Genomic DNA, 21,264 nt, shown 5'->3' on the forward strand with positions numbered 1-21,264 from the left:
CGGTTCGGGGTGGGGTTACTCGATGACCAGGTCGACGTCGATGTTGCCGCGGGTGGCGTTGGAGTAGGGGCAGACCTGGTGGGCGGTCTCGACGAGCTTGCGGCCGGTCGCCTCGTCCAGGGTGTCGGGCAGCTCGATGCGCAGCGTCACCTTCAGACCGAAGCCCTCGCCCTGCTTGCCTATGCCGACCTCGGCGGTGACGGCGGCGTCGGAGACGTCGACCTTCGCCTGACGGCCCACGAGGCCGAGGGCGCTGCCGAAGCAGGCGGCGTAACCGGCGGCGAACAGCTGCTCCGGGTTCGTGCCCTCGCCGTTGCCGCCCAGCTCCACCGGCGGGGCCAGCTTGAGGTCGATCTTGCCGTCGTTGGAAACGGCGCGACCGTCGCGGCCGTGGGTGGCGGTGGCGACAGCGGTGTAGAGCGCGTCCATGGAAAACCATCCCTCTCGAAAGTCGTGTGACGGGCGGCGGGCCTTGCGTGTATCGGTCCGCCGCACGACCACAAGTAGAGCACACAATTCAATTGCACACAACTAAATGACGGACAGGAGCTACCCTGGAGGCATGACGACCACGCCCACAGCCGACTGGCTCCGCCTCGACCAGCAGATCTGCTTCTCCCTGAACGCCGCGTCGCGCGCCTTCGGCGGCGTCTACCGCGTGGTGCTGAAGGACCTGGGGCTCACCTATCCGCAGTACCTGGTGATGCTGGTGCTGTGGGAGCACGGCGACCTGCCCGTGAAGAAGCTCGGCGAACACCTGCGCCTCGACTCCGGCACGCTGTCACCGCTGCTCAAGCGGCTGGAGGTGGCCGGACTGGTACGCCGGGAGCGCAGCGCGCGCGACGAGCGCTCGGTGGAGGTGCGGCTGACGGAGGAGGGGGCCGCGTTGCGCGAGCGGGCCCTTCAGGTGCCGCGCCGGATCGCCACGGCGACGGGCTTCGACGTCGACGAGATCCGCGAGCTGCGGGCACGGCTGGATCAGCTCACCGAGGCGCTGGATGCGGCGGCGGTGGAGGAGGCGGCAGCGGAGTAGGCGGCGTCCGCGCGGGCGCGGGCGCAGGTGGGGCGCGGCCGTAGTTGGGGTGCGGACGCGGGCGAAGGTGAGGTGCGGACGCGGGCGAAGGCGGGGCGGGTGCATAGCCGGGCTGGACATTAGCGGCGTATCACCATCAATTAGGCGTTCATCCGACATACGATCGGGCCGCGTACCCCCTGAAATGCCGCTGCCCGCGAGTGAACCGGTCGCATGCTCCGGCCGTCTTCCGGAACGGGCCCAGTCCCGCTTCACGAGTGATTACCCCTCATTCCTGCGATTCCGGATCGTGGCCCCCATGTCCCCTCACCCCCCTCACCGTCCTCACGCTCCTCGCGCCCCTCACGACACGCACGCCCCACAGGTCGGCATCGTCGTCATCGGCTACAACGACGCCGCGCATGTGACGACGGCCGTCCGCTCGGCGTTGGCGCAGGGTCCCGTGGTCCGTGAGGTCGTCGCCGTCGACGACTGCTCGACGGACGGGAGCGCGGAACTGCTCACCCGTCTCGCCGCGACCGAACCGCGCGTGAAGGTGGTCCGGCGCCGGGTCAACAGCGGCGGCTGCGGCAGCCCGCGCAACACCGGGCTCGACCGGGTGACCTCGCCGTACGTGATGTTCCTGGACAGCGACGACGTACTCCCGCCGGGCGCGGTGGACGCGCTGCTCGCGGCGGCGAGGGGGGCGTGCGCGGACGTGGCGAGCGGGCTGTGCGTGCGGCGGGAGCTGCCCGAGGGGCGCGAGGTGCCATGGCAGGCGCCTCTTTACGCCGCGCACGCCGTGCTTGAGCGCCCTGCGCAGCGCCCGCGCCTGGTCCACGACACGCTCTGCGTCAACAAGCTCTACCGCACGGACTTCCTCCGCGGCCACGGCATCCGTTTCCCCGAAGGCCGCTTCCTCTACGAGGACTTCGTCTTCACCGCGCGCGTGCTCGCCGCCGGGCCGCGCCTCGCGCTCGTCCCGGACCGGGTGTACGTCTGGCACGTGCGGCGCTTTGCCGACCGACTGTCGATCTCCCTGGACCGCGCCGGCATCACCAACTGGCAGGCGCGCACGGAGGCGAGCCGGCTGGCGTACGACATCCTGCTGGGCGCCGGCCAGAAGGAACTCGCACGGGCGGCACGCGCCAAGTTCCTCGACCACGAACTGCGGCTGTACGCACGCGAGTTGGGGTTGCACGACCCGCCCTACCAGCGCGCGTGGTGGGCACACACGCGGGCGTACCTCGCGGAGTACGACGCGTCCGACTGGGCCCACAACCCCACCGCCCCCGGACGCCTCATCGGCCGCGTCGTCCTGTCCTCCCCCGAGCCCCGCGACCTGCCCCGCCTCAGGGACCTGGCCTCCCGCCCGGCCCGCCTCCTGCCTCCCTACACCCACACCCCGGACGGCACCCCCATCTGGTCGGCCGACCTGCCCGAGGTCACCCTGGAGCCGCTGCTGACCCGCCCCGTCCGCCTCCTCCCCCTCGCCGTCGACGCGGAACTGCGCCCACGCGCGCGTGCCGCACTCCTGCGGCTACGCCTGCACGAGCTGTACGGCCGGGTCGCGCACGCGGGACCGGAGGCGCTGGAGGTGGAGTGGCGGTGCCGGGAGACGGGACGCGCAACGGTTCGGCGTACGACGGTGACGCTCACACCTTCGGCCGACGGCATCTGGTCGGCGGAGACGGCAGTCCAGTGGACCGCGTTCGAGGCGGGCACCTGGGAGCTGCGGCTACGGGTGCGCTTCCGAGGCGGCGCACACCGCGAGGTCACGGCGCACGCCCTCTCGGGCGCCGGTCTGCTGCGCCGTCGCGCCGTGGTCAGCACCCGTCACGCCGTAGTACTCGTACAGCCATACGCCACACACTCGGGAGCGCTGGCACTACGCGTGGCCCCGGGTTTACGGGGCGTTATGTCAGTGGTCCACGGCAGACTCCGACGCCTGCTTCACTGACACTGACACCGGCGTCACTGATCACGGACGACCACAGGCCCACTGACGAGGGGACGGCCGCACATGACCTGGCTGATCACCGGCGGCGCCGGTTACATCGGAGCGCACGTCGTACGGGCGATGACCGAGGCGGGCGAGCAAGCCGTGGTGTACGACGACCTGTCCACCGGCATCGCCGACCGGGTGCCCGACGGCGTCCCGCTGGTCGTCGGCTCGACCCTGGACGGTGAGCGCGTCGCCCGCGCCTTGGCCGACCACGGTGTGACCGGCGTGGTCCACCTTGCGGCGAAGAAGCAGGTCGGCGAGTCGGTCGACCTCCCCCTGCACTACTACCGGGAGAACGTCGAGGGCCTGCGCGTCCTGCTGGAGGCCGTGACGGCGGCGGACGTACCGTCCTTCGTCTTCTCCTCCTCGGCCGCCGTGTACGGCATGCCGGACGTCGACCTCGTGACGGAGGAGACGCCGTGCGTGCCGATGTCGCCGTACGGGGAGACCAAGCTGGCGGGCGAGTGGCTGGTCCGCGCGACGGGCCGCGCGACGGGCCTGTCGACGGCATCGCTCCGCTACTTCAACGTGGCCGGCGCGGCCGCCCCGGAACTCGCCGACACCGGCGTCTTCAACCTCATCCCCATGGTCTTCGAGAAGCTCACGGAGAACGCGCCCCCGCGCATCTTCGGCGACGACTACCCCACCCCCGACGGCACCTGCATCCGCGACTACATCCACGTCGTCGACCTGGCCGAGGCCCACGTGGCCACGGCCCGCGCCCTGCAGTCGTCCCCCGGCCACTCCCTCACCCTCAACATCGGCCGTGGGGAGGGTGTCTCGGTCCGCGAGATGATCGACATGATCAACGCCATCACCGGCTACGACCGCCCCCCGACCGTCACCCCCCGCCGCCCCGGCGACCCGGCCCGCGTCGTCGCCTCCGCCGACCGCATCGCTACCGAGCTGGACTGGAAGGCCAAGCACGACGTCCAGGACATGATCGCTTCGGCTTGGGAGGGGTGGGTGCGGGTGCATCCGGGGGCGGCGCGGAGCTGAGCCTTGCGCCGGCTGAGCGGGTCAGCCAAGCGGGTCAGCCAAGAGGATGGCGGTAACGCAACTTGTTGAGCGAGGCCCCACCGGTGGTGTCCTCCACGGCATTGCCGTCCGCACGCCAGCCGGAGGCCTCGTAGAAGCGCCTGGCCCGTTCATTGTCTTCCAGCACCCACAAGGTGGCGTGCGTATAGTCGGCCTGCCTCAGGGCCGCCAACGTGGCCAACATCAACTGCTTGCCCACCCCGGCGCTCCAGACCTCCGGCATCGCGTAGAGAGTGCCGATCTCCGCGACGGCAGGGTCCTCCTGAGACGCACCGAACCCCGAGAACCCGACGATTCCCACCTCGGTCTCGGCCACCAGCACCGCCGACGAGGGCCACTGTGCCTCCGCGATACGCGTCTTCCATTCGGGCTCTTCGCGCCCTGGATCCATGGCGTCGAGGTAGTCCCGCGGAAGAAGACCGGCAAAGGCCGCCTGCCAGGAGCGCACGCGAACACCAGCGACCGCTGACGCGTCATCAGGCCGTGCCCGTCGAATCCGCATGGCTGTCATTCTTCAAGGCGCCCCAGGTCGGGCCAAGTTCTTTTCCTGAGGGCAATGTCGAGGGGCGCGGGAGCGCAACTACGCTCAGCGGCGGCACCGGCGATGAATGCGTCGAAATCGCGCTGCGCCCTGAGCGGCTGCTGACGTCGGCCGCGAGTGTTGTCGGCCAGCCTGCTGCACCTGGACCGCGACGGCAGTGCGCTACCGACCTGCGGGAATGCGGCTACGGCCCGGCTGTTGGTCAGGGCCGGTCTGGTCGGTCTGGCCGGTCGGGGCCGTCGGGCCGCTCGGGGCCGCGGCAGGGCAGGGTCTGGCTGTAGACGACGCTCGTGGTCGTGCTGCCGAAGCCGGCCAGCTCGTCCATGAGGGTCTCCAGGTGCTCCATCGAGGTCGCGGCCACCTTCAGGGTGTAGCAGTCGTCGCCGGTGGTGCGCAGGCACTCCAGGATCTCCCGCCGTTCGGCGAGCAGTCGGCGCAATGGCTGGTGGCGGTTGCCGGGGTACTTCAGCCGGACGACGGCGAGCACGGGGTAGCCGACCTTGGCCAGGTCGACCACGGCGTGGTAGCCCGTGATGACGCCCGACGACTCCAGACCCCGCACTCGTTCCGTGGTGGCCGACGAGCTGAGGTTCACGCGCCGCCCCAACTCGCTGAGGGAGATGCGGGCGTCCCGTTGCAGCTGCCCGATGATCGCCCAGTCGACGTCGTCAAGGTTCACGGCCATGCCGCGACACTACCGGCAGAACCACGGAAGAACGTCGCCCTCACCGGGAAGATTCGGTTCCCCGTGCCGGGATCACCGGCATAGCCTCGACTCATGCAACTTGGCGTCAACGTACCGAACTTCGGGCCCGGAACCGATCCCGGCGTCCTGCGCGAATGGGCGCGGATCACGGAGGGGCTCGGCTTCGACCTCCTCATGGTGTCGGACCACGTGACCGTCACCCCGGACGTGGCCGAGCGCTACCCGGAGCCGTTCTACGAGCCGTTCACCACGCTGTCCTGGCTGGCCGGCCTCACCACGAGGCTGCGGCTGGGCACGACCGTGCTCGTCCTGCCCTACCGGCATCCACTGCTGGTGGCTCGGATGGCCACCAACCTCAACCAGCTCAGCGGCGGCCGGTTCGTCCTCGGCGTGGGCGTCGGCTGGGCGCGTCAGGAGTTCGACGCGCTCGGCGTGCCGTTCACCGCGCGCGGCCGACTGACCGACGAGTACCTGGGTGCCCTGCGGGATGCCTGGCGCACGGAGAGCGGGGACGGTGCCGCCCCGATACCTGTCTGGGTCGGTGGCCACAGCGAGGCGGCGATCCGACGCACGGTCAGGTTCGGCGACGCCTGGCACCCGCTGCGGCTCCCCCTCCCCCTGATGCGCTCGGTCCTGACGAACCACTCGCTGCCGGCGTTCGCGCCCCGCATCGCCCTGCGGATGACCGGCACACCGGTCGACGACCCCGAGCGGCCCGCCGGTGTCGGCACCCTCGAGCAGATCCTCGGCGATCTCGACCAGCTCCGCCTGCTCGGCGCGGACACCGTCGTACTCGACCCCTACCACGCAGACCCGGAGGAGACCCGTCGGCCCCACGTGGCCTGGCAGGCGCTCACGGCCGTGGCCACACACTGGAGGACCCCACAGTGATCACCTCTGGCGACGAGACCCTCCTGCGCCGCGCGATCAGCATCGCGGCCCACGCGGTCACCCTGGGCGACGCGCCGTACGGTTCCCTGCTGGCCGGCCCGGACGGCGCGATCCTCGCCGAGGCCCACAACACGGTACGGCGCGACAACGACATCACCGCCCACCCGGAACTGAAGCTCGCCCGCTGGGCAGCCCGCGAACTCGACCTTGACACGGCTGCCCGCACCACCATGTACACCAGCTGCCAGCCGTGCGGCATGTGCGGCGGCGGCATCGTCCGCTCCGGCCTCGGCCGGGTCGTCTACGCGCTCGCCACCGAGCAACTCGTCGAACTCAACCCGCAGTCGGGCGACTGGCCGACGGTGCCTCAGGACGGCCCGGCCCTGTTCGACGAGGCACGCGCACCCATCGACGCCTACTACCGGCCGAGCTGAGGAGGCTGCGCGCCGACGCCGGACGGGCGCCGCCGGTGACGACTACGCGTTGTTCAGATACGTCAGCACAGCGAGCACCCTGCGATGCCCACTGTCGCTCTGCGGCAGGCCGAGCTTCAGGAAGACGTTGCCGATGTGCTTGTGGACCGCGCGTTCCGTCACGACGAGGGTTTTGGCGATGGTCGCGTTGTCGTGGCCCTCGGCCATCAGCGCCAGCACCTCGCGCTCGCGCGGGGTGAGCGAGTCGAGGGGGGAGTCGCGGCGGCGGGTCAGCAGTTCGGTGACGACCTCGGGGTCGAGCGCGGTGCCGCCGGCCGCGACCCGTTCCAGCGCGTCGAGGAACTCGTCGACCCGGCCGACCCGGTCCTTCAGCAGGTAGCCGAGGCCGCTCGCGCCGCCGGCGAGGAGTTCGGCGGCGTACGACTCCTCGACGTACTGGGACAGGACCAGCACAGGCAGCCCCGGGATCTCCTTGCGCGCGGTGAGGGCGGCGCGCAGTCCCTCGTCGCGGAAATCGGGCGGCATCCGTACGTCGAGCACGGCGGCGTCGGGGCAGTGCTCCAGCAGCGCGGGCAGGATTTCGGGGCCGGTGGTGGCGACGGCCGCGACCTCGTGTCCGGCCGACGTCAGCAGGAGGACCAGGCCCTCGCGCAGCAGGGCGTTGTCCTCGGCGATCACGACTTTCACGGCAGTTCCGCCTCTGCTCCGGTCACCGCGTCGTACGCGGCAACGCCAGATGGATCACCGTTGGCAGCCGGTGCACGCAGCCTACTCACAGAGCCTTGAGGGCATGTGCGGTGGCCCGGGCCAGGGCATCCAGGTACCCCTTGGGCAGCTTGGGGCTGCGGATCACCACCGAGCGCCAGTACAGGGGGCCCGAGATCAGGTCGAGTGCCAGGTCCTCATCGATGCCCGGACGCACCTCGCCGCGCTTCTCCGCGGCCATCACGATCCCGCTGGCGACGCTCGCCTGCCCGTCCCGCAGCGCCTTCTGCAGGGCCTCCGCGATCTCGGGACTGCGAGCCGCCTCGGCCTGGAGATCCGGGAGGATCTGCGAGGCCAAGGGGTGACGCAGGGCGCGTGCGGTCACGCCGTACAGCAGCCGCAGATCACCCTCCAGGGAGCCGGCGTCCGGCACGGGCAGCCCCATGACGGCGACCGCCGACACCACGTCCAGCACCAGGTGCAGCTTGGAACGCCAGCGCCGGTACACCGCGGTCTTGCCGACGCCCGCGCGGCGCGCGATGCCCTCTATCGACATCCGCGCGTAGCCGACGGCCGCCAGCTCCTCGAAGACGGCCGCCCGGATGGCCTCCGTTACGTCCTCCCGGAGTACGGCTGCGCCGGCGGGGGTGCGGCGGCGCGGACGCGGCTGGGGCTGGTCGGCGTTCGTCGTCATGCGGGCAAGCATAGGGCGTTGCGACGATACGGTGCCGTCCCTACGTCAACCGGACGCCACCGACGTCACGACGAGACGGCTCCGTCCACGCCTGCCGACGATCGGCCACGTCACGACGAATCGGTTCCGTCCCTACGTCCGCCGACTCTCGCCGACGTCACGACGGAACGGTCTCGTCCCTACACCCACAGGCTGTCGCCCACGTCACGACGGAACGGCCTCGTCCCTACACCCACAGGCTGTCGCCCACGTCACGACGGAACGGCCTCGTCCCTACACCCACAGGCTGTCGCCCACGTCACGACGAAACGGTTGCGTTCCGACGCCTCCTAGGCCTACGCTCACGTTGCGACGATACGGTCCCGTCCCGACGTAAGAAAACGTGAAGAGTCACGTAAGAGAACGTCGCCGCACCCCTCCCCCGAGCGAAAGCAGCGGATGTGAGCCAGGTCCTCGACACACCGCCCCCAACGGCACCCGCCCCGGCCCCCGCCGACCTCGCGGCCCTCGCCGCCCGGCATGGACTCTCGGTCAGCGGTGCCCGCCCCTCCCTGCCCGAGTACATCCGCCAGCTGTGGGCGCGCCGGCACTTCATCACCGCGTTCGCCACCGCCAAGCTCACCGCCCAGTACAGCCAGGCGAAGCTCGGCCAGGTCTGGCAGGTGCTGACGCCGTTGCTGAACGCGGCGGTGTACTACTTCATCTTCGGCGAGCTGATGGGCACCAAGGGCGGCGTTCCGGACTACATCCCGTTCCTGGTGACGGGGGTGTTCATCTGGACGTTCACGCAGAGCTCGATCATGGCGGGCACGCGCGCGATCTCCGGCAACCTCGGCCTCGTCCGCGCCCTGCACTTCCCGCGGGCCGCGCTGCCGATCTCCTTCGCGTTGCAGCAGCTCCAGCAGCTGCTGTTCTCCATGGCGGCCCTGGTCGTGATCCTGCTCTGCTTCGGCATTCCGGTCACCGCGTCCTGGGTGCTGGCGCTGCCGGCGCTGGTGCTGCAGTTCACCTTCAACGCGGGCGTCGCGATGGTCATGGCCCGGATGGGTGCGAAGACGCCGGACATCGCGCAGCTGATGCCGTTCGTGCTGCGTACCTGGATGTACGCGTCGGGCGTGATGTTCAGCATCAGCCACATGATGAGCAAGCACACGGACTGGCCGTCCTGGGTGACTTCGGCCCTCCTGGCCAACCCCGCCGCCGTCTACATCGACCTGATGCGCTTCGCGCTGATCGACAGCTTCCACGCGAGCCAGCTCCCGCCGCACGTCTGGGCGATCGCGACGGGCTGGGCGCTGCTGGCCGGCGTCGGCGGCTTCATCTACTTCTGGAAGGCTGAGGAGACGTACGGCCGTGGCTGAGAACCTCGACAACACCGCGCTCGCGACCGAGCAGGTCCCCACCGTCATCGCCGACGCCGTCGACATCGTCTACCGGGTCAACGGCACGAGTTCGGGCCGCGGCTCCGCCACCGCCGCCCTCAATCGCATCCTGCGCCGCAAGCAGGCCGAGAAGGCGGCCGGCGTGCGCAAGGTCCACGCCGTCAAGAAGGTCTCCTTCGTGGCGTACAAGGGCGAGGCCATCGGTCTCATCGGCACCAACGGCTCGGGCAAGTCGACCCTGCTCAAGGCGGTCGCGGGCCTGCTCCCGGTCGAGAACGGCCGTATCTACACCGACGGCCAGCCCTCCCTGCTCGGCGTGAACGCGGCCCTGATGAACGACCTCACCGGCGAGCGCAACGTCCACCTCGGCGGCCTCGCGATGGGCATGTCCCGCGAGCAGGTCAGGGAGCGCTACCAGGAGATCGTCGACTTCTCCGGCATCAACGAGAAGGGCGACTTCATCACCCTCCCCATGCGCACGTACTCCTCCGGCATGGCGGCCCGCCTGCGTTTCTCCATCGCCGCCGCCAAGGACCACGACGTGCTGCTGATCGACGAGGCGCTGGCGACGGGTGACCGTTCCTTCCAGAAGCGTTCCGAGGCCCGGATCCGCGAGCTGCGCAAGCATGCGGGCACGGTGTTCCTGGTCAGCCACAACAACAAGTCGATCCGCGACACCTGTGACCGCGTCCTGTGGCTGGAGCGTGGCGAGCTGCGCATGGACGGGCCGACGGACGAGGTGCTGAAGGAGTACGAGGCCTTCACGGGTGACAAGCCGGCCAAGCCGAAGCCGAAGGCTCCCGTCCCCGCGTGAGGCGTGCCGCGTGAGGCGGCCCGCGCGACGCCCCCCTCGTGCGGCCTCCCTCGTGCGGCCTCCCGCTTACGGACCCCTCCGTGCGGACTCCCCCGTGAGGCGCAACTCCGTACGACCCTTTCATCCCATTGGTGCCACTATGACGGACACAGGGTCCCCGGAGTGGTGACGAAGGTGAAGGAGTCCCCGCGATGCCCGAGCTCAGCGTCATAGTCCACGGGCCCAACACCCAGGACCGCCTGACCGGACTCCTCGCCTCCCTGGCCGCGCACCCCCACCCCGAGGTCGAGGTGATCGTGGCCGCGGTCGGGGCCTGGGCGCAGGAGACGGCCCAGGCGTATGCATCCGAGATGCTGGTGCTGCCCCTGCCGGACGGGACGGAGGACGCCGCGGCCCGGTCGGCGGGGGCGGCCCGGGCCTGCGGCCGCTGGCTGCACTTCGTGCACGCCAAGGACGGCCTGCCCGCCGGCGCCCCGCGCACGATCGCCGAGCGCGCTGCGGAACTGCCGGACGAGGTGGACGTCCTCCTCTTCGACCACGTCCGCTCCACCTGGGAGACCTCCGGCCTCCCCTCCGAGGACGGCCCCCGCCTGGCCCGCGCCGGCCGCGCCGCCCACCCCCTCGACGGCATCGCCCGCACCGCGCTCCGCATCACACCCCTGCTGGGCAACCGCGCGCTGCGCACCCCCTTCTGGCAGGCGCACGAACACCAACTCACCACCCCCGACGAGCCGTACGCCGCCTACGCCGCCCTCCTCCTCGCCGACCACATCGCCGCCCTGAACCAAGTGGCGTACGAGCACCACGAGCTGCGCCCCGAGAGCCTCCCGCCGGTCACCCCCGAGGAGCGCTACGCCCCGATCGACCGCTACGAAACGCTCCTCGCCCTCGCCCGGAACCGCCCCGCCTCCCGCCCCAGCACCGGCCCCGCGCCCGACGCCGTCCTGTACGACGTCATGGTCCAGGACTGCCTGCGCACCTTCGCCCGCGCCGCCATGCCGGACGCGGTGGCCAGGGAGTTCTTCCGCCGAGCCGGTGAAGCGGCCGTCCGGCACCGCCCGCCCGGGCACCGTCCCCCCTCCGGCCCCGAGGCCATCCGCCGCGCCCTGCTCGAAGAGAACGCCTACACCAGGTACCGCGCCTTCCAGACGGCCAACCGAGCCCGCCGCGCCGCGAAGGCCGCCGTACGAACCCGCGGACGCCAGGTCGCCGCCGCCCTCGGCGACCACCACTACCGCACGTCCCTGTCCCGCCCGGTCAACCCCAACCTGGCCGTCTTCGCGGCGTACTGGAACCGTGGCGTGGCCTGCAACCCGGCGGCGATCGCCGCCAAGCTCACCGAACTCGCCCCGCAGATCCACCCGGTGTGGGTGGTGACACCGGAGAACGCGCCTCTCCTCCCGCCCCACACGGACCACGTGCTGCCCGGCACCCGCCGCTACCGCGAGGTGCTGGCCACGGCGAAGTACCTGGTCAACAACGTCAACTACCCCAACGCGGTGGTGAAACGCCCGGACGCGGTCCACCTCCAGACCCACCACGGCACCCCGCTCAAGCGCATGGGCGTGGATCAGATGGAGTTCCCGGCCGCCGCCAAGGGCCTCGACTTCCAGGCACTGCTGGCCCGTATCGACAAGTGGGACTACAGCGTCTCCGCGAACAGCCACTCCACCCGCATGTGGGAGCGCGCGTATCCGTCCCGATTCGTCTCCCTCGACTACGGCTATCCGCGCAACGACGTCTTCTACACGGCCACCGCCACCGACATCCGCGCCGTCCGCGACCGCCTGGGCATCCCCCCGACCCACCGCGCGATCCTGTACGCCCCCACCCACCGCGACTACGAGGCCGGCTGGACCCCCCGCCTCGACCTCGCCACCCTCGCCGACCAGCTCGGCCAGGACACGGTCCTGCTGATCCGCGGCCACTACTTCTACGACGGCAGGCCGTCCCCGCTGACCGCCCTGCGCCGCACGGGGCGGATCATCGACGTCTCCGCCTACGACCCGGTCGAGGACCTGTGCCTGGCCGCGGACGCGCTGGTCACGGACTACTCGTCCATCATGTTCGACTACGCCAACCTCGACCGCCCGATCGTCATCTACGCCGACGACTGGGAGACCTACCGCTCCACCCGCGGCGTCTACTTCGACCTGCCGGCCGAGCCACCGGGCCAGGTCGCCCGCACCGAGCGGGAACTGGCGGAGATCCTCACCACCGAGGCCTGGCACGACGAGGGCGCGACCAAGGCCAGGGCGGCCTTTCGCCGCCGATTCTGCGAGTACGACGACGGACGCGCCGCCGAACGCGTCGTACGCCGTGTGTTCCTGGGCGAGAGCGAGGACGCCCTGCCGCCGGTGATCCCGCTGGAGGAACGCACTCCGGCACCGAGCCCTCGGGAGACGGTATGAACCCGGACGTCACCGTCACGGTGATCGTGTACAACGACGCGGCCCGCCTGCCCCGAGCCGTGGAGTCGGTACGCCGTCAGACCCACGCCGACATCGAGATCATCATCAGCGACGACCACTCGACGGACGAAACCTCGGACGTGGCAAGGGAGTTGGCGTCCCGGGATCCCCGCATCCGCCATCTGCGCCTGCCGGAGAACAGCGGCGGCTGCAGCGCCCCGCGCAACCGTGCCCTGGAGATCGCCCGGGCGCCGTACGTGATGTTCCTGGACAGCGACGACGAGCTTCCCGACGACGCCGTGGAGTTGCTGCTCGCCGCCCACCGTGAGCGGGAGATCGACTTCGCGATGGGCGCGGTGGTGCGGGTCCGGGAGGACGGCGGACGCCGCACGAAGTGGATGCCGCACCTGGTCGCGGAGCGCCGCACGGTGATCGGCATCGAGTCCGAACCCCGGCTGCTCTTCGAGCACCTGTCGACGAGCAAGATGTACGCCCGCGCGTTCCTGGACCGGCACGACCTGCGGTTCCCGGAGGGCATCCACTACGAGGACCAGCTGTTCACGACGCAGGCGTACTGTCTGGCCAAGGAGTTCACGGTCATCCCCGAGCCGGTGTACCGCTGGTACATCGCGCCGTACGCGGCCAGGGACGCGGCATCGATCTCCAACCAGCGCCACCGACTCGACAACGTCCGCGACCGCGTCCAGGTCCAGCACCTCATCGACGATTTCCTCGAGGAGAGCGGGCACGGGGCGCTGCGTGAGGACAAGGACTACAAGTTCCTCAAGCACGACTTCCGGATGTACGCCGGGGACCTGCCGTACCGCGACGAGGAGTGGCTGACCGACTTCGCGGACATCATGACTCCCTACCTGGAGACCGTGTCCTCCATGGCCTACGCCCGCTTGCCTCGCGCTGAACGAGTGGTCCTCCAGCTGATCCGCGAACGCCGCTTCCCGGAGGCCCGGCTGGCGGCGCGGGGCCTGGGCCACGGCGTGGCGCCGAGGCAGGTGACACCGGACGCCGAGGGCCACACGTACTGGGGCGACAGCCTCCCCACCACGGAGTGGGCCTGCCGCGAACTGGACGTCGCCGACCTGGAGCTGGACACCCGCCCGTTCCGCAGCGCGCAGTTCCGGCACGAGATCACGGAGCTCACGCGCGGCCCGGGAGCGTCGATCGACCTCACGATCCGGACCTACGACCCGGGTCTGCGCCTCCCGGTGGGCCCGCACCGCGCGAGCCTCCTCATCCGTCCCGGACGGCGCCGCCTCAAGGTCCCCTTCCGTCTCTCCCCCGTCCGCCCCGGCGTCTTCGAAGGCCACGTCCACCTGGACCTGTCGTCGGCCCCCGTCCCCCATCACGGCTTCGCCGGCGTCCGCCACCCCCTCCTGCGCATCGAGCACCAGGGCCTGGCCCATACGGCCGTACTCCTGGCCCCGCTGTCCTTCCCACCCCTGACGGCCCGCATCGACTACCACACCGGCACGGCCCCGCACCGGGTCACGATCGAACCGGAGGGCCGCGGTCCGGGCCGCCTCCAGGTGCGGTGGCAGCCGGTGGGCGTGACCGCGAGGGTGGTACGGCCGGTGGTACGGCGCGTGGCACGCCCGAGGGTGAGGAGAGCGGCCCGGCTGCTGAGGAGCGCGCTGCGGTAGGAAGGTCCGCTTGGCTCAGCCTGTCCGGCGTTTGCGTGTGTGGTGTGGGGGGCGAAGGCTCGTCACCGCACCACCTCGTACAGCACCTGCCCACCCGGCCCCCGAGCCACCACCCGCAACCCCGGCTCCCTCACACCGGCCACCGCCACCGCCCGATCCACCACCCACCGCACCCGGTACGCCTCCACGATCCCCCGGCGCACATCCCCCGGCGTCTCCACCTCGAAGTACCGCCGCACCGCCGCCTCCCGCCGCCCCTCGTCCGGCAGGAAGAAGTCGGGATACCCGGGCGCCACGGTGTACGCCCCGTACGCCGGAATCTGCCGCGCCGGGAAAGTGCGCGCCATGACCACGTCCCCGTACTTCACCCAGGGCGTGACCCAGTGGTATCCCACCCACGGCGCCCGGTACTTCGCAGCGACCGCCTGCGGCAGCACGGTGCGCGGAACGACGTACCCAAGGGTCCCGACCTGCGTCCATGCCCCCACGACCAGCGCCCCGGCCAGCACCCCCACCCACGCCCCACGCCAAGCCCGCCACTCGAGCGCCCCGAGCGCGGCCGCGATCTGCGCGGGAATCAGCACCGCGGGCAGCGCCCGCCCCCACGAGTAGTGCCCGCTCACCCCACCCAGCGCCACGACCATCACCGCCGGCGCAAAGAACAGCACCAACGGGTCGCGCCGGTCCCGCCGCCACCGCACGACCAGCGCCGCCACTCCCAGCAGCACCAGCCAGTACCGGCCCACCATGTCCCGGTACAGCCCCCGATGCACCGCCTCCAGATCGGCGCCCGCCCCGAACAGCGCGAAGAAGTCGTAGTACGGCCACACCCACAGCACCACCACCCCCACCGCCGCCCCAGTCCCCAGCCGCAGCCACACCTCGCGGCCGGGCCGTGCGGCGACCACCGTGGCCAGCGCACCCAGACAGGCCACGACCCCCGAGAACTGATGGCAGAGCAGGATCACCGCCCACAGCGCACCGAGCCCGATCCACGTCCTCCAGCCGCCCGCCGGGCCCGAGCGCACCGCCCCCGCCAGCCAGGCCCAGAAGTGAAAGGCCAGCCCGAGCGCGAACACACTCGGATACGACACCGTCAACGCCAGCGAGTTCAGCCCGAGAAACCCGCTCCATGTGAACAGCGAGGTCCCCCACAGCAACACCAGGCACAGCGCGGCAAGCGCGGGCGCGGCCCGATGCGCGCTCAGTGTGCGCACGTAGCGCCACAGGCCCGTGATCAAGAGCGCCAGCCCGGCCAGCGCACCGATCCTCAGCACGACGAAGACCGAAAACCCCGTCACCCGCGCGAGGCACCCGAGCACCAGCATCCACGGCGAGTAGTACGGACTCGGCGTGTCCGCGTCGACCAGCGGATTGCCGGGGTCGACCAGGCTGTGCCGCAGGCGTTCGACGGTCGCCGCGTGCATACCGAGGTCACCGGCCCACGGGAGCCGGACGATCACGAGGAGCAGCACAACCAACACCAGCGCGGCGGCGGTCTGCGAAGCGATCGTCGTGCTCCGCCTCCGTGGCGCGGCGCGCATCGTGCTCACGCCAGCACTGTAATTCCCGGTTTGTCCCGAATGCGGGAGCGCCCCGGGCTGTCACAGCCCGGGGCGCCCCGATAGTCGTACGGCTAGTCGTAGGGCTAATCGTGGGACTGGTCGTACGGCCTACGAATGCGTCCGCAGCAGCGTCCGCATGGTCCGCATGGCCACCGACAGGTTGGCCAGATCGAAGGTGTCCGATCCCTGGATCTCCTCCAGGGTGGTGCGCGCCCGCCCCAGGATCGCCACGTTCTTCTGCTCCCACGCCTTGTAGCGCTGCTCGGGCGTCGCGGTGCCGTTGCCGGCCGCCAGGACGTCCGAGGTCAGGGCCGCGTGGGCGGCGTAGAGGTCCTCGCGGATGGAGGCGCGGGCCATGGACTGCCAGCGGTCCGCGCGGGGCAGCTCGATGATGCGGTCCATGAGCTGGGTGATGTGGAGGCGGTCGGCGAGGTCGTAGTAGACCTCGGCGACGTCCATCGGGTCCCGGCTCATGCGGTCGGCCACCGAGACGATGTCCAGCGTCGGGAAGGCGGAGGAGAACCCGGCCACCCGGGTGGCGAGTTCGTCCGGGACGCCGGCGCCGGACAGCTCGTCGTAGATCTGCTGGTACCAGTCGAGGTCCGCGCCGCGCAGCAGCTTCGGCAGCTGCGACCAGACCTGCTCGACACGCTCGGCGAAGAAGTCGACGGTGTCGACGAGCTCCAGCGGCTGCGGCCGGTTGTTGAGCAGCCAGCGCGTGCCGCGCTCGACGAGGCGGCGCGAGTGCAGCCGGATCCGGGTCTGGACGTCGGCCTCGACCTTGTTGTCGAGCGCCTCGACCGCGTCCCACACGGCCGCCGAGCGGAAGATCGCGCGGGCCACGGTCTGTGCCCGGACGATCTCCTCCAGCGAGGCGCCGGTCTCCTCGCGCAGCCGGTGCAGATACGTCGTACCGCCCGTGTTGACCGTGTCGTTGACCAGCACGGTCGTAGTGATCTCACGGCGCAGCGGGTGGCTGACCAGGTGCTCGGGGAACTGCTCGCGCAGCGCGCTCGGGAAGTACGCGTGCAGCAGGGTGCTCAGGTACGGGTCGTCGGGCAGCGAGGTGTGCAGCAGCTCCTCGGCGACCGTGATCTTCGTGTACGCCATCAGGACGGCCGTCTCCGGGCCGGTCAGGCCGTGGCCGGCGCCGAGGCGCTCGCGGACCTGGCGGTCGGTGGGCAGGAACTCCAGCGCGCGGTCCAGGTGCCCCTCCCTGACCAGGTGCTTCATGAAGCGCTGCTGGGCGTGGAGCATGTCCTTGGACTGGGCGAGGGCGTTGGCGATCGCCGTGTTCTGGGCGTAGTTGTTGCGCAGGACCAGGCGGCCGACCTCGTCGGTCATCTCGGCGAGCAGCTTGTTGCGCTGCTTGACGGTCATGTCGCCCTCGGCGACCAGGCCGTTGAGCAGGATCTTGATGTTCACCTCGTGGTCGGAGGTGTCGACACCCGCGCTGTTGTCGATGGCATCGGTGTTGATCTTGCCGCCGTGCCGTGCGAACTCGATCCGGCCTAGCTGCGTCAGACCCAGGTTGCCGCCCTCGCCGACGACCTTGACGCGCAGGTCGGCGCCGTCGACGCGGATCGGGTCGTTGGCCTTGTCGCCGACGTCCGCGTGGGTCTCGGTGGACGCCTTGACGTACGTACCGATGCCGCCGTTCCACAGCAGGTCCACCGGCGCCTTGAGGATGGCCTTCATCAGCTCGGCCGGCGTCATCTTGGCGACCTTGCCCTCGATGCCGAGGGCCTCGCGGATGTGCGCGTTGACCTGGATCGCCTTGGCGCTGCGCGGGAAGACGCCGCCACCGGCCGACAGCAGCTCGGTGTTGTAGTCCTCCCAGCTGGAGCGGGGCAGCTCGAAGACGCGGCGGCGCTCTGCGTAGGAGGTGGCCGCGTCCGGGTTCGGGTCGATGAAGATGTGCCGGTGGTCGAAGGCGGCGACCAGGCGGATGTGCTCGCTGAGCAGCATGCCGTTGCCGAACACGTCACCGGACATGTCGCCGATGCCGACGACCGTGAAGTCCTCGCTCTGCGTGTCCACGCCCAGCTCGCGGAAGTGCCGCTTGACGGACTCCCAGGCGCCGCGGGCGGTGATGCCCATGCCCTTGTGGTCGTAGCCGGCCGAGCCACCGGAGGCGAAGGCGTCCCCGAGCCAGAAGTTGTACTGCTCGGCGACCCCGTTGGCGATGTCGGAGAAGGTCGCGGTGCCCTTGTCGGCGGCGACGACGAGGTAGGTGTCGTCCTCGTCGTGCCGGACGACGTCCGACGGCGGCACGACCTCGCCCGCGACCATGTTGTCGGTGATGTCGAGCAGCGCCGAGATGAACGTCTTGTAGCTGGCGATGCCCTCCGCCAGCCACGCGTCCCTGTCCACGCCCGGGTCCGGCAGCTGCTTGGCGACGAAGCCGCCCTTGGCGCCGACCGGCACGATGACGGTGTTCTTCACCATCTGCGCCTTGACCAGGCCGAGGATCTCGGTGCGGAAGTCCTCACGCCGGTCGGACCAGCGCAGACCTCCGCGCGCGACCTTGCCGAAGCGCAGGTGCACGCCCTCGACGCGCGGCGAGTAGACCCAGATCTCGTACGCCGGGCGCGGCGCCGGCAGGTCGGGGATGGCCTGCGGGTCGAACTTCATGGAGACGTAGTCGTGCGGCTGGCCGCCCGCCGCTTCCTGGAAGAAGTTCGTCCGCAGCGTCGCCTTGATGACGGTGAGGAAGGACCGCAGGATCCGGTCCTCGTCGAGGCTCGCCACCTGGTCGAGCGCCGCGTCGACCTCTTCGAGCAGCGCGTCCACGATCTCGCGGCCGGCGCTCTGGCGGTCCGGCGACATCCGCGCCTCGAACAGGGAGACGAGCAGGCGGGTGGTGTGGACGTTGTTGCGGAGGGTGTCCTCCATGTAGTCCTGCGAGAAGGTGGAGCCCGCCTGCCGCAGGTACTTGGCGTACGCCCGCAGCACCATGGCCTGGCGCCAGGTCAGCCCGGCGCTCAGCACGAGGGCGTTGAAGCCGTCGTTCTCCGCCTTGCCGGTCCAGGTGGCGGCGAAGGCCTCGGAGAACCGCTCGCGCGCGTCGTCACCGACATAGTCGACGGCGCCGCCCGCCTTGGGCATGCGCAGGCCGAAGTCGTAGATCCAGGCGACGCTGCGGTCGGAGCAGCGCAGTTCGTACGGCCGCTCGTCGACGACCTCGACGCCGAGCCGGCTGAGGACCGGCAGGACCGCGGACAGGGAGACGGCCGCGCCCTTGCGGTAGATCTTGAACCGGCGCTCCTCGGGGGCGGCGCCGACCGGCTCGTACAGGCTCAGCGAGAAGTTGTTCTCCTCGGTGAGCTGTTCGAGGTGGACGAGGTCGGAGACCGCGGAGCGCGGGCCGTGGTCGGCCTTGTAGCCCTCGGGGAAGGCGCCCGAGTAGCGGCGCAGCAGCTCGGCGGCGCGCTCCTCGCCGAGTTCGGCGTTCAGCGCGTCGGCGAAGCCGTCGGCCCAGGAACGCGCGGCCTCGACCAGGCGCGCCTCGATGCGCTCCTTGTCGCTGTCGCTGAGCTGCGGCAGCTCGGTGCCCTGCGGGACGCGGACGACGAAGTGCAGCCGGGAGAGGATCGACTCGGTGTTCCAGGCGGTGAAGTCGACGCTGGTACCGCCGAGCTCCTCCTTCAGGATGTCGATGATCCGCAGGCGCACGCCGGTGGTGTAGCGGTCGCGCGGGAGGTAGACGAGGGCGGAGTAGTAGCGCCCGTACTCGTCCTGGCGGAGATAGAGGCGCAGCCTTCGCCGTTCCTGGAGGTAGAGGACGGAGGTGGCGATGCGCTGGAGCTCGGGGACCGGGGTCTGGAAGAGCTCGTCGCGCGGGTACGTCTCCAGGATCTGCAGCAGGTCGCGCCCGTCGTGGCTGTGCGGCGAGAACCCGGCGACTTCCAGCACCTCGTCCACCTTGCGCCGGATGACCGGCACCCGGCGGACGGACTCGGTGTACGCCGCCGAGGAGAACAGGCCCAGGTAGCGCCGCTCGCCGACGACCTCGCCGTTCTCGTCGAACTTCTTCACCCCGACGTAGTCGAGGTACGACGGCCGGTGCACGGTCGCCCGGCTGTTGGCCTTGGTGAGGATGAGGAGCTTGTGCTCGCGGGCCTTGGCGCGGGCGTCGGCGGGCAGCCGCTCGAAGGACGGGCTGACCGGGTGGCTGTCGGTCTCGGAGTGGTGCGGGTCGGAGCGCAGGATGCCGAGGCCGGTGCCGGGCACGGCGGCCAGCGAGTCGTCCTCGCGCAGCTCGTACTCGCGGTAGCCGAGGAAGGTGAAGTGGTCGTCGGCCAGCCAGCGCAGCAGCTCGCGGGCCTCCTCGACCTCCTGCTCGCGCAGGTCGGAGGTGGGCTCGCTGGGCAGTTCGTCGGCCATGCGCAGGGCCGCGTCCCGCATCTTGCTCCAGTCCTCGACGGCCTCGCGGACATCGGACAGGACGCGCAGCAGGTCGGCGGTGATCTGCTTCAGATCGGCGCGGTCGGTCTCACGGTCGATCTCGACGTGGATCCAGGACTCGTTGTGCGCATCGTGCGGCAGCTCGCCGGTGGGCGGCTCGGGCAGCACCTCGATGAGCTTGCCGGTGACGTCGCGGCGGACGAAGACCTGCGGGTGGATGACCACATGGATCCCCCGCCCCTGCCGCGTCAGCTCGTTGGTCACCGAATCGACGAGGAAGGGCATGTCATCGGTGACGACCTCGACGACGGAGTGGCTGCACATCCACCCGTTCTCTTCGACGGTGGGCGTGTGCACCCGCACGTTGGCCGTGCCCTGGGGGCGGTTCTCGGCCAGCCGATAGTGCGAGAAGGCGGCTCCGAAGATGTCGACCGGGTCGCGGCCGTTGAGGTCCTCCGGGGCGGTGTGCAGGTAGTAGCGCTGGAGGAACGCGAGCACGCTGTCGTGGTCCGGGGTGCCGGCGGTGCTCTCGTCCGTCGTCCCAGTCGGTAGATACCCCCCGACCGGGCTGTTCTCAGCTACCCGGGCGGCCCTCTCGAGCAGCTCGGCCTTGGCTTCGTCCAGCTTGGTCTGCATTGTCCTCTGGCTCCTGTCGCGCGCCGTTGCGTGACGTAGAAGGAAGTACGGTCTCTTCCCTTGAGGCGTAACGCCGCGACGCGGGGTGTCCGGTCTGCTTCGACGCTATGCCGCGAGGTGAGATGAGCGGGGATATATGAGCCAATCTTGAGCTGCCCACGGGGTGTGACGCTGCTCTCTGCGACGCCCGGGCCCAGGATGCGAATGACGTCCCGGGAGCCCTTACGCCCCCCTCCCGCCCGCGAAGACCAGCGACCGCCGCCCGGGCACGGATGTCGTCCGTGCTCCCCGGGCGCAGGGCAGGAGCAACAGTGCTCCCGCGAGCTATCGCGCTGATCACGCCACTAAGGCTATCGCTCCTTACA

General features: G+C 70.5%; 16 protein-coding genes. 9 read left to right on the forward strand and 7 right to left on the reverse strand.

The annotated features are described in order from the left end of the window. Positions 1 to 15: 15 nt before the first annotated feature. Complete coding sequence (locus tag EHO50_RS06915; RefSeq protein ID WP_128428862.1) at positions 16 to 429, reverse strand: organic hydroperoxide resistance protein; 414 nt, start codon at positions 427 to 429, stop codon at positions 16 to 18. A gap of 133 nt (positions 430 to 562) precedes the next feature. Between EHO50_RS06915 and EHO50_RS06920 the strand changes: the two genes are divergently transcribed. The 3 genes from EHO50_RS06920 to galE all read left to right on the forward strand — a co-directional run bounded on the left by EHO50_RS06920 (position 563) and on the right by galE (position 4,016). Next, positions 563 to 1,033, forward strand: coding sequence for a MarR family winged helix-turn-helix transcriptional regulator (locus tag EHO50_RS06920; RefSeq protein ID WP_128428863.1), 471 nt, complete (start codon positions 563 to 565; stop codon positions 1,031 to 1,033). A 298-nt stretch (positions 1,034 to 1,331) separates the two neighbouring features. Beyond that, positions 1,332 to 2,972 carry a glycosyltransferase family 2 protein gene (locus EHO50_RS06925; RefSeq protein WP_128428864.1) on the forward strand — a complete coding sequence of 547 codons (1,641 nt, stop codon included), beginning with the start codon at positions 1,332 to 1,334 and terminating at the stop codon, positions 2,970 to 2,972. 63 nt (positions 2,973 to 3,035) lie between these two features. Beyond that, positions 3,036 to 4,016, forward strand: coding sequence for a UDP-glucose 4-epimerase GalE (gene galE, locus EHO50_RS06930; RefSeq protein ID WP_128428865.1), 981 nt, complete (start codon positions 3,036 to 3,038; stop codon positions 4,014 to 4,016). Between the two features lie 34 nt (positions 4,017 to 4,050). Here the strand turns inward: galE and EHO50_RS06935 are convergent, their stop codons facing one another. Beyond that, complete coding sequence (locus tag EHO50_RS06935) at positions 4,051 to 4,566, reverse strand: GNAT family N-acetyltransferase (protein WP_342786898.1); 516 nt, start codon at positions 4,564 to 4,566, stop codon at positions 4,051 to 4,053. A 232-nt stretch (positions 4,567 to 4,798) separates the two neighbouring features. Then, positions 4,799 to 5,281, reverse strand: coding sequence for an Lrp/AsnC family transcriptional regulator (locus EHO50_RS06940; protein ID WP_128428867.1), 483 nt, complete (start codon positions 5,279 to 5,281; stop codon positions 4,799 to 4,801). 93 nt (positions 5,282 to 5,374) lie between these two features. On the opposite strand from EHO50_RS06940, the gene EHO50_RS06945 reads away from it, so the two are divergent. Both EHO50_RS06945 and EHO50_RS06950 read left to right on the forward strand, forming a co-directional pair. Next, entirely contained in the window at positions 5,375 to 6,193 is an 819-nt protein-coding gene (locus EHO50_RS06945) for an LLM class flavin-dependent oxidoreductase (RefSeq protein ID WP_128428868.1), read from the forward strand. After that, on the forward strand, positions 6,190 to 6,627 hold the full coding sequence (locus EHO50_RS06950; RefSeq protein ID WP_128428869.1) for a nucleoside deaminase: 438 nt from the start codon (positions 6,190 to 6,192) through the stop codon (positions 6,625 to 6,627). Before EHO50_RS06945 ends, EHO50_RS06950 begins: the two co-directional genes overlap by 4 nt. A 42-nt stretch (positions 6,628 to 6,669) precedes the next feature. On the opposite strand, the gene EHO50_RS06955 is transcribed toward EHO50_RS06950, so the two are convergent. Beyond that, positions 6,670 to 7,314 (reverse strand): LuxR C-terminal-related transcriptional regulator, encoded by a 645-nt coding sequence (locus EHO50_RS06955; protein WP_128428870.1) that lies wholly within the window; start codon positions 7,312 to 7,314, stop codon positions 6,670 to 6,672. 85 nt (positions 7,315 to 7,399) lie between these two features. Beyond that, a complete protein-coding gene (locus EHO50_RS06960) occupies positions 7,400 to 8,038 on the reverse strand; it encodes a TetR/AcrR family transcriptional regulator (protein ID WP_128428871.1) in 639 nt (212 codons plus the stop codon). A gap of 428 nt (positions 8,039 to 8,466) precedes the next feature. Here EHO50_RS06960 and EHO50_RS06965 point away from each other — a divergent pair, with 428 nt between their 5' ends. The 4 genes from EHO50_RS06965 (at position 8,467) to EHO50_RS06980 (ending at position 14,291) form a co-directional block, all read left to right on the forward strand. Beyond that, positions 8,467 to 9,387 (forward strand): ABC transporter permease, encoded by a 921-nt coding sequence (locus EHO50_RS06965; RefSeq protein ID WP_128428872.1) that lies wholly within the window; start codon positions 8,467 to 8,469, stop codon positions 9,385 to 9,387. After that, positions 9,380 to 10,222 carry an ABC transporter ATP-binding protein gene (locus tag EHO50_RS06970; protein ID WP_128428873.1) on the forward strand — a complete coding sequence of 281 codons (843 nt, stop codon included), beginning with the start codon at positions 9,380 to 9,382 and terminating at the stop codon, positions 10,220 to 10,222. The genes EHO50_RS06965 and EHO50_RS06970 overlap by 8 nt, the downstream gene beginning before the upstream one ends. Before the next feature lie 191 nt (positions 10,223 to 10,413). Next, positions 10,414 to 12,633 carry a CDP-glycerol glycerophosphotransferase family protein gene (locus tag EHO50_RS06975; RefSeq protein ID WP_128428874.1) on the forward strand — a complete coding sequence of 740 codons (2,220 nt, stop codon included), beginning with the start codon at positions 10,414 to 10,416 and terminating at the stop codon, positions 12,631 to 12,633. Continuing rightward, the gene (locus EHO50_RS06980; RefSeq protein WP_128428875.1) at positions 12,630 to 14,291 is read left to right on the forward strand and encodes a glycosyltransferase family 2 protein; all 1,662 of its coding nucleotides are present in this window, start codon (positions 12,630 to 12,632) and stop codon (positions 14,289 to 14,291) included. The genes EHO50_RS06975 and EHO50_RS06980 overlap by 4 nt, the downstream gene beginning before the upstream one ends. A gap of 62 nt (positions 14,292 to 14,353) precedes the next feature. Here the strand turns inward: EHO50_RS06980 and EHO50_RS06985 are convergent, their stop codons facing one another. Both EHO50_RS06985 and EHO50_RS06990 read right to left on the reverse strand, forming a co-directional pair. Beyond that, the gene (locus tag EHO50_RS06985) at positions 14,354 to 15,835 is read right to left on the reverse strand and encodes a hypothetical protein (RefSeq protein WP_128429016.1); all 1,482 of its coding nucleotides are present in this window, start codon (positions 15,833 to 15,835) and stop codon (positions 14,354 to 14,356) included. Positions 15,836 to 15,964: 129 nt separating this feature from the next. Then, entirely contained in the window at positions 15,965 to 20,899 is a 4,935-nt protein-coding gene (locus tag EHO50_RS06990; protein WP_128428876.1) for an NAD-glutamate dehydrogenase, read from the reverse strand. Positions 20,900 to 21,264: the final 365 nt, after the last annotated feature.

The sequence above is a fragment of the Streptomyces cyaneus genome (genome assembly GCF_004028635.1).
GTDB lineage: Bacteria > Actinomycetota > Actinomycetes > Streptomycetales > Streptomycetaceae > Streptomyces > Streptomyces cyaneus.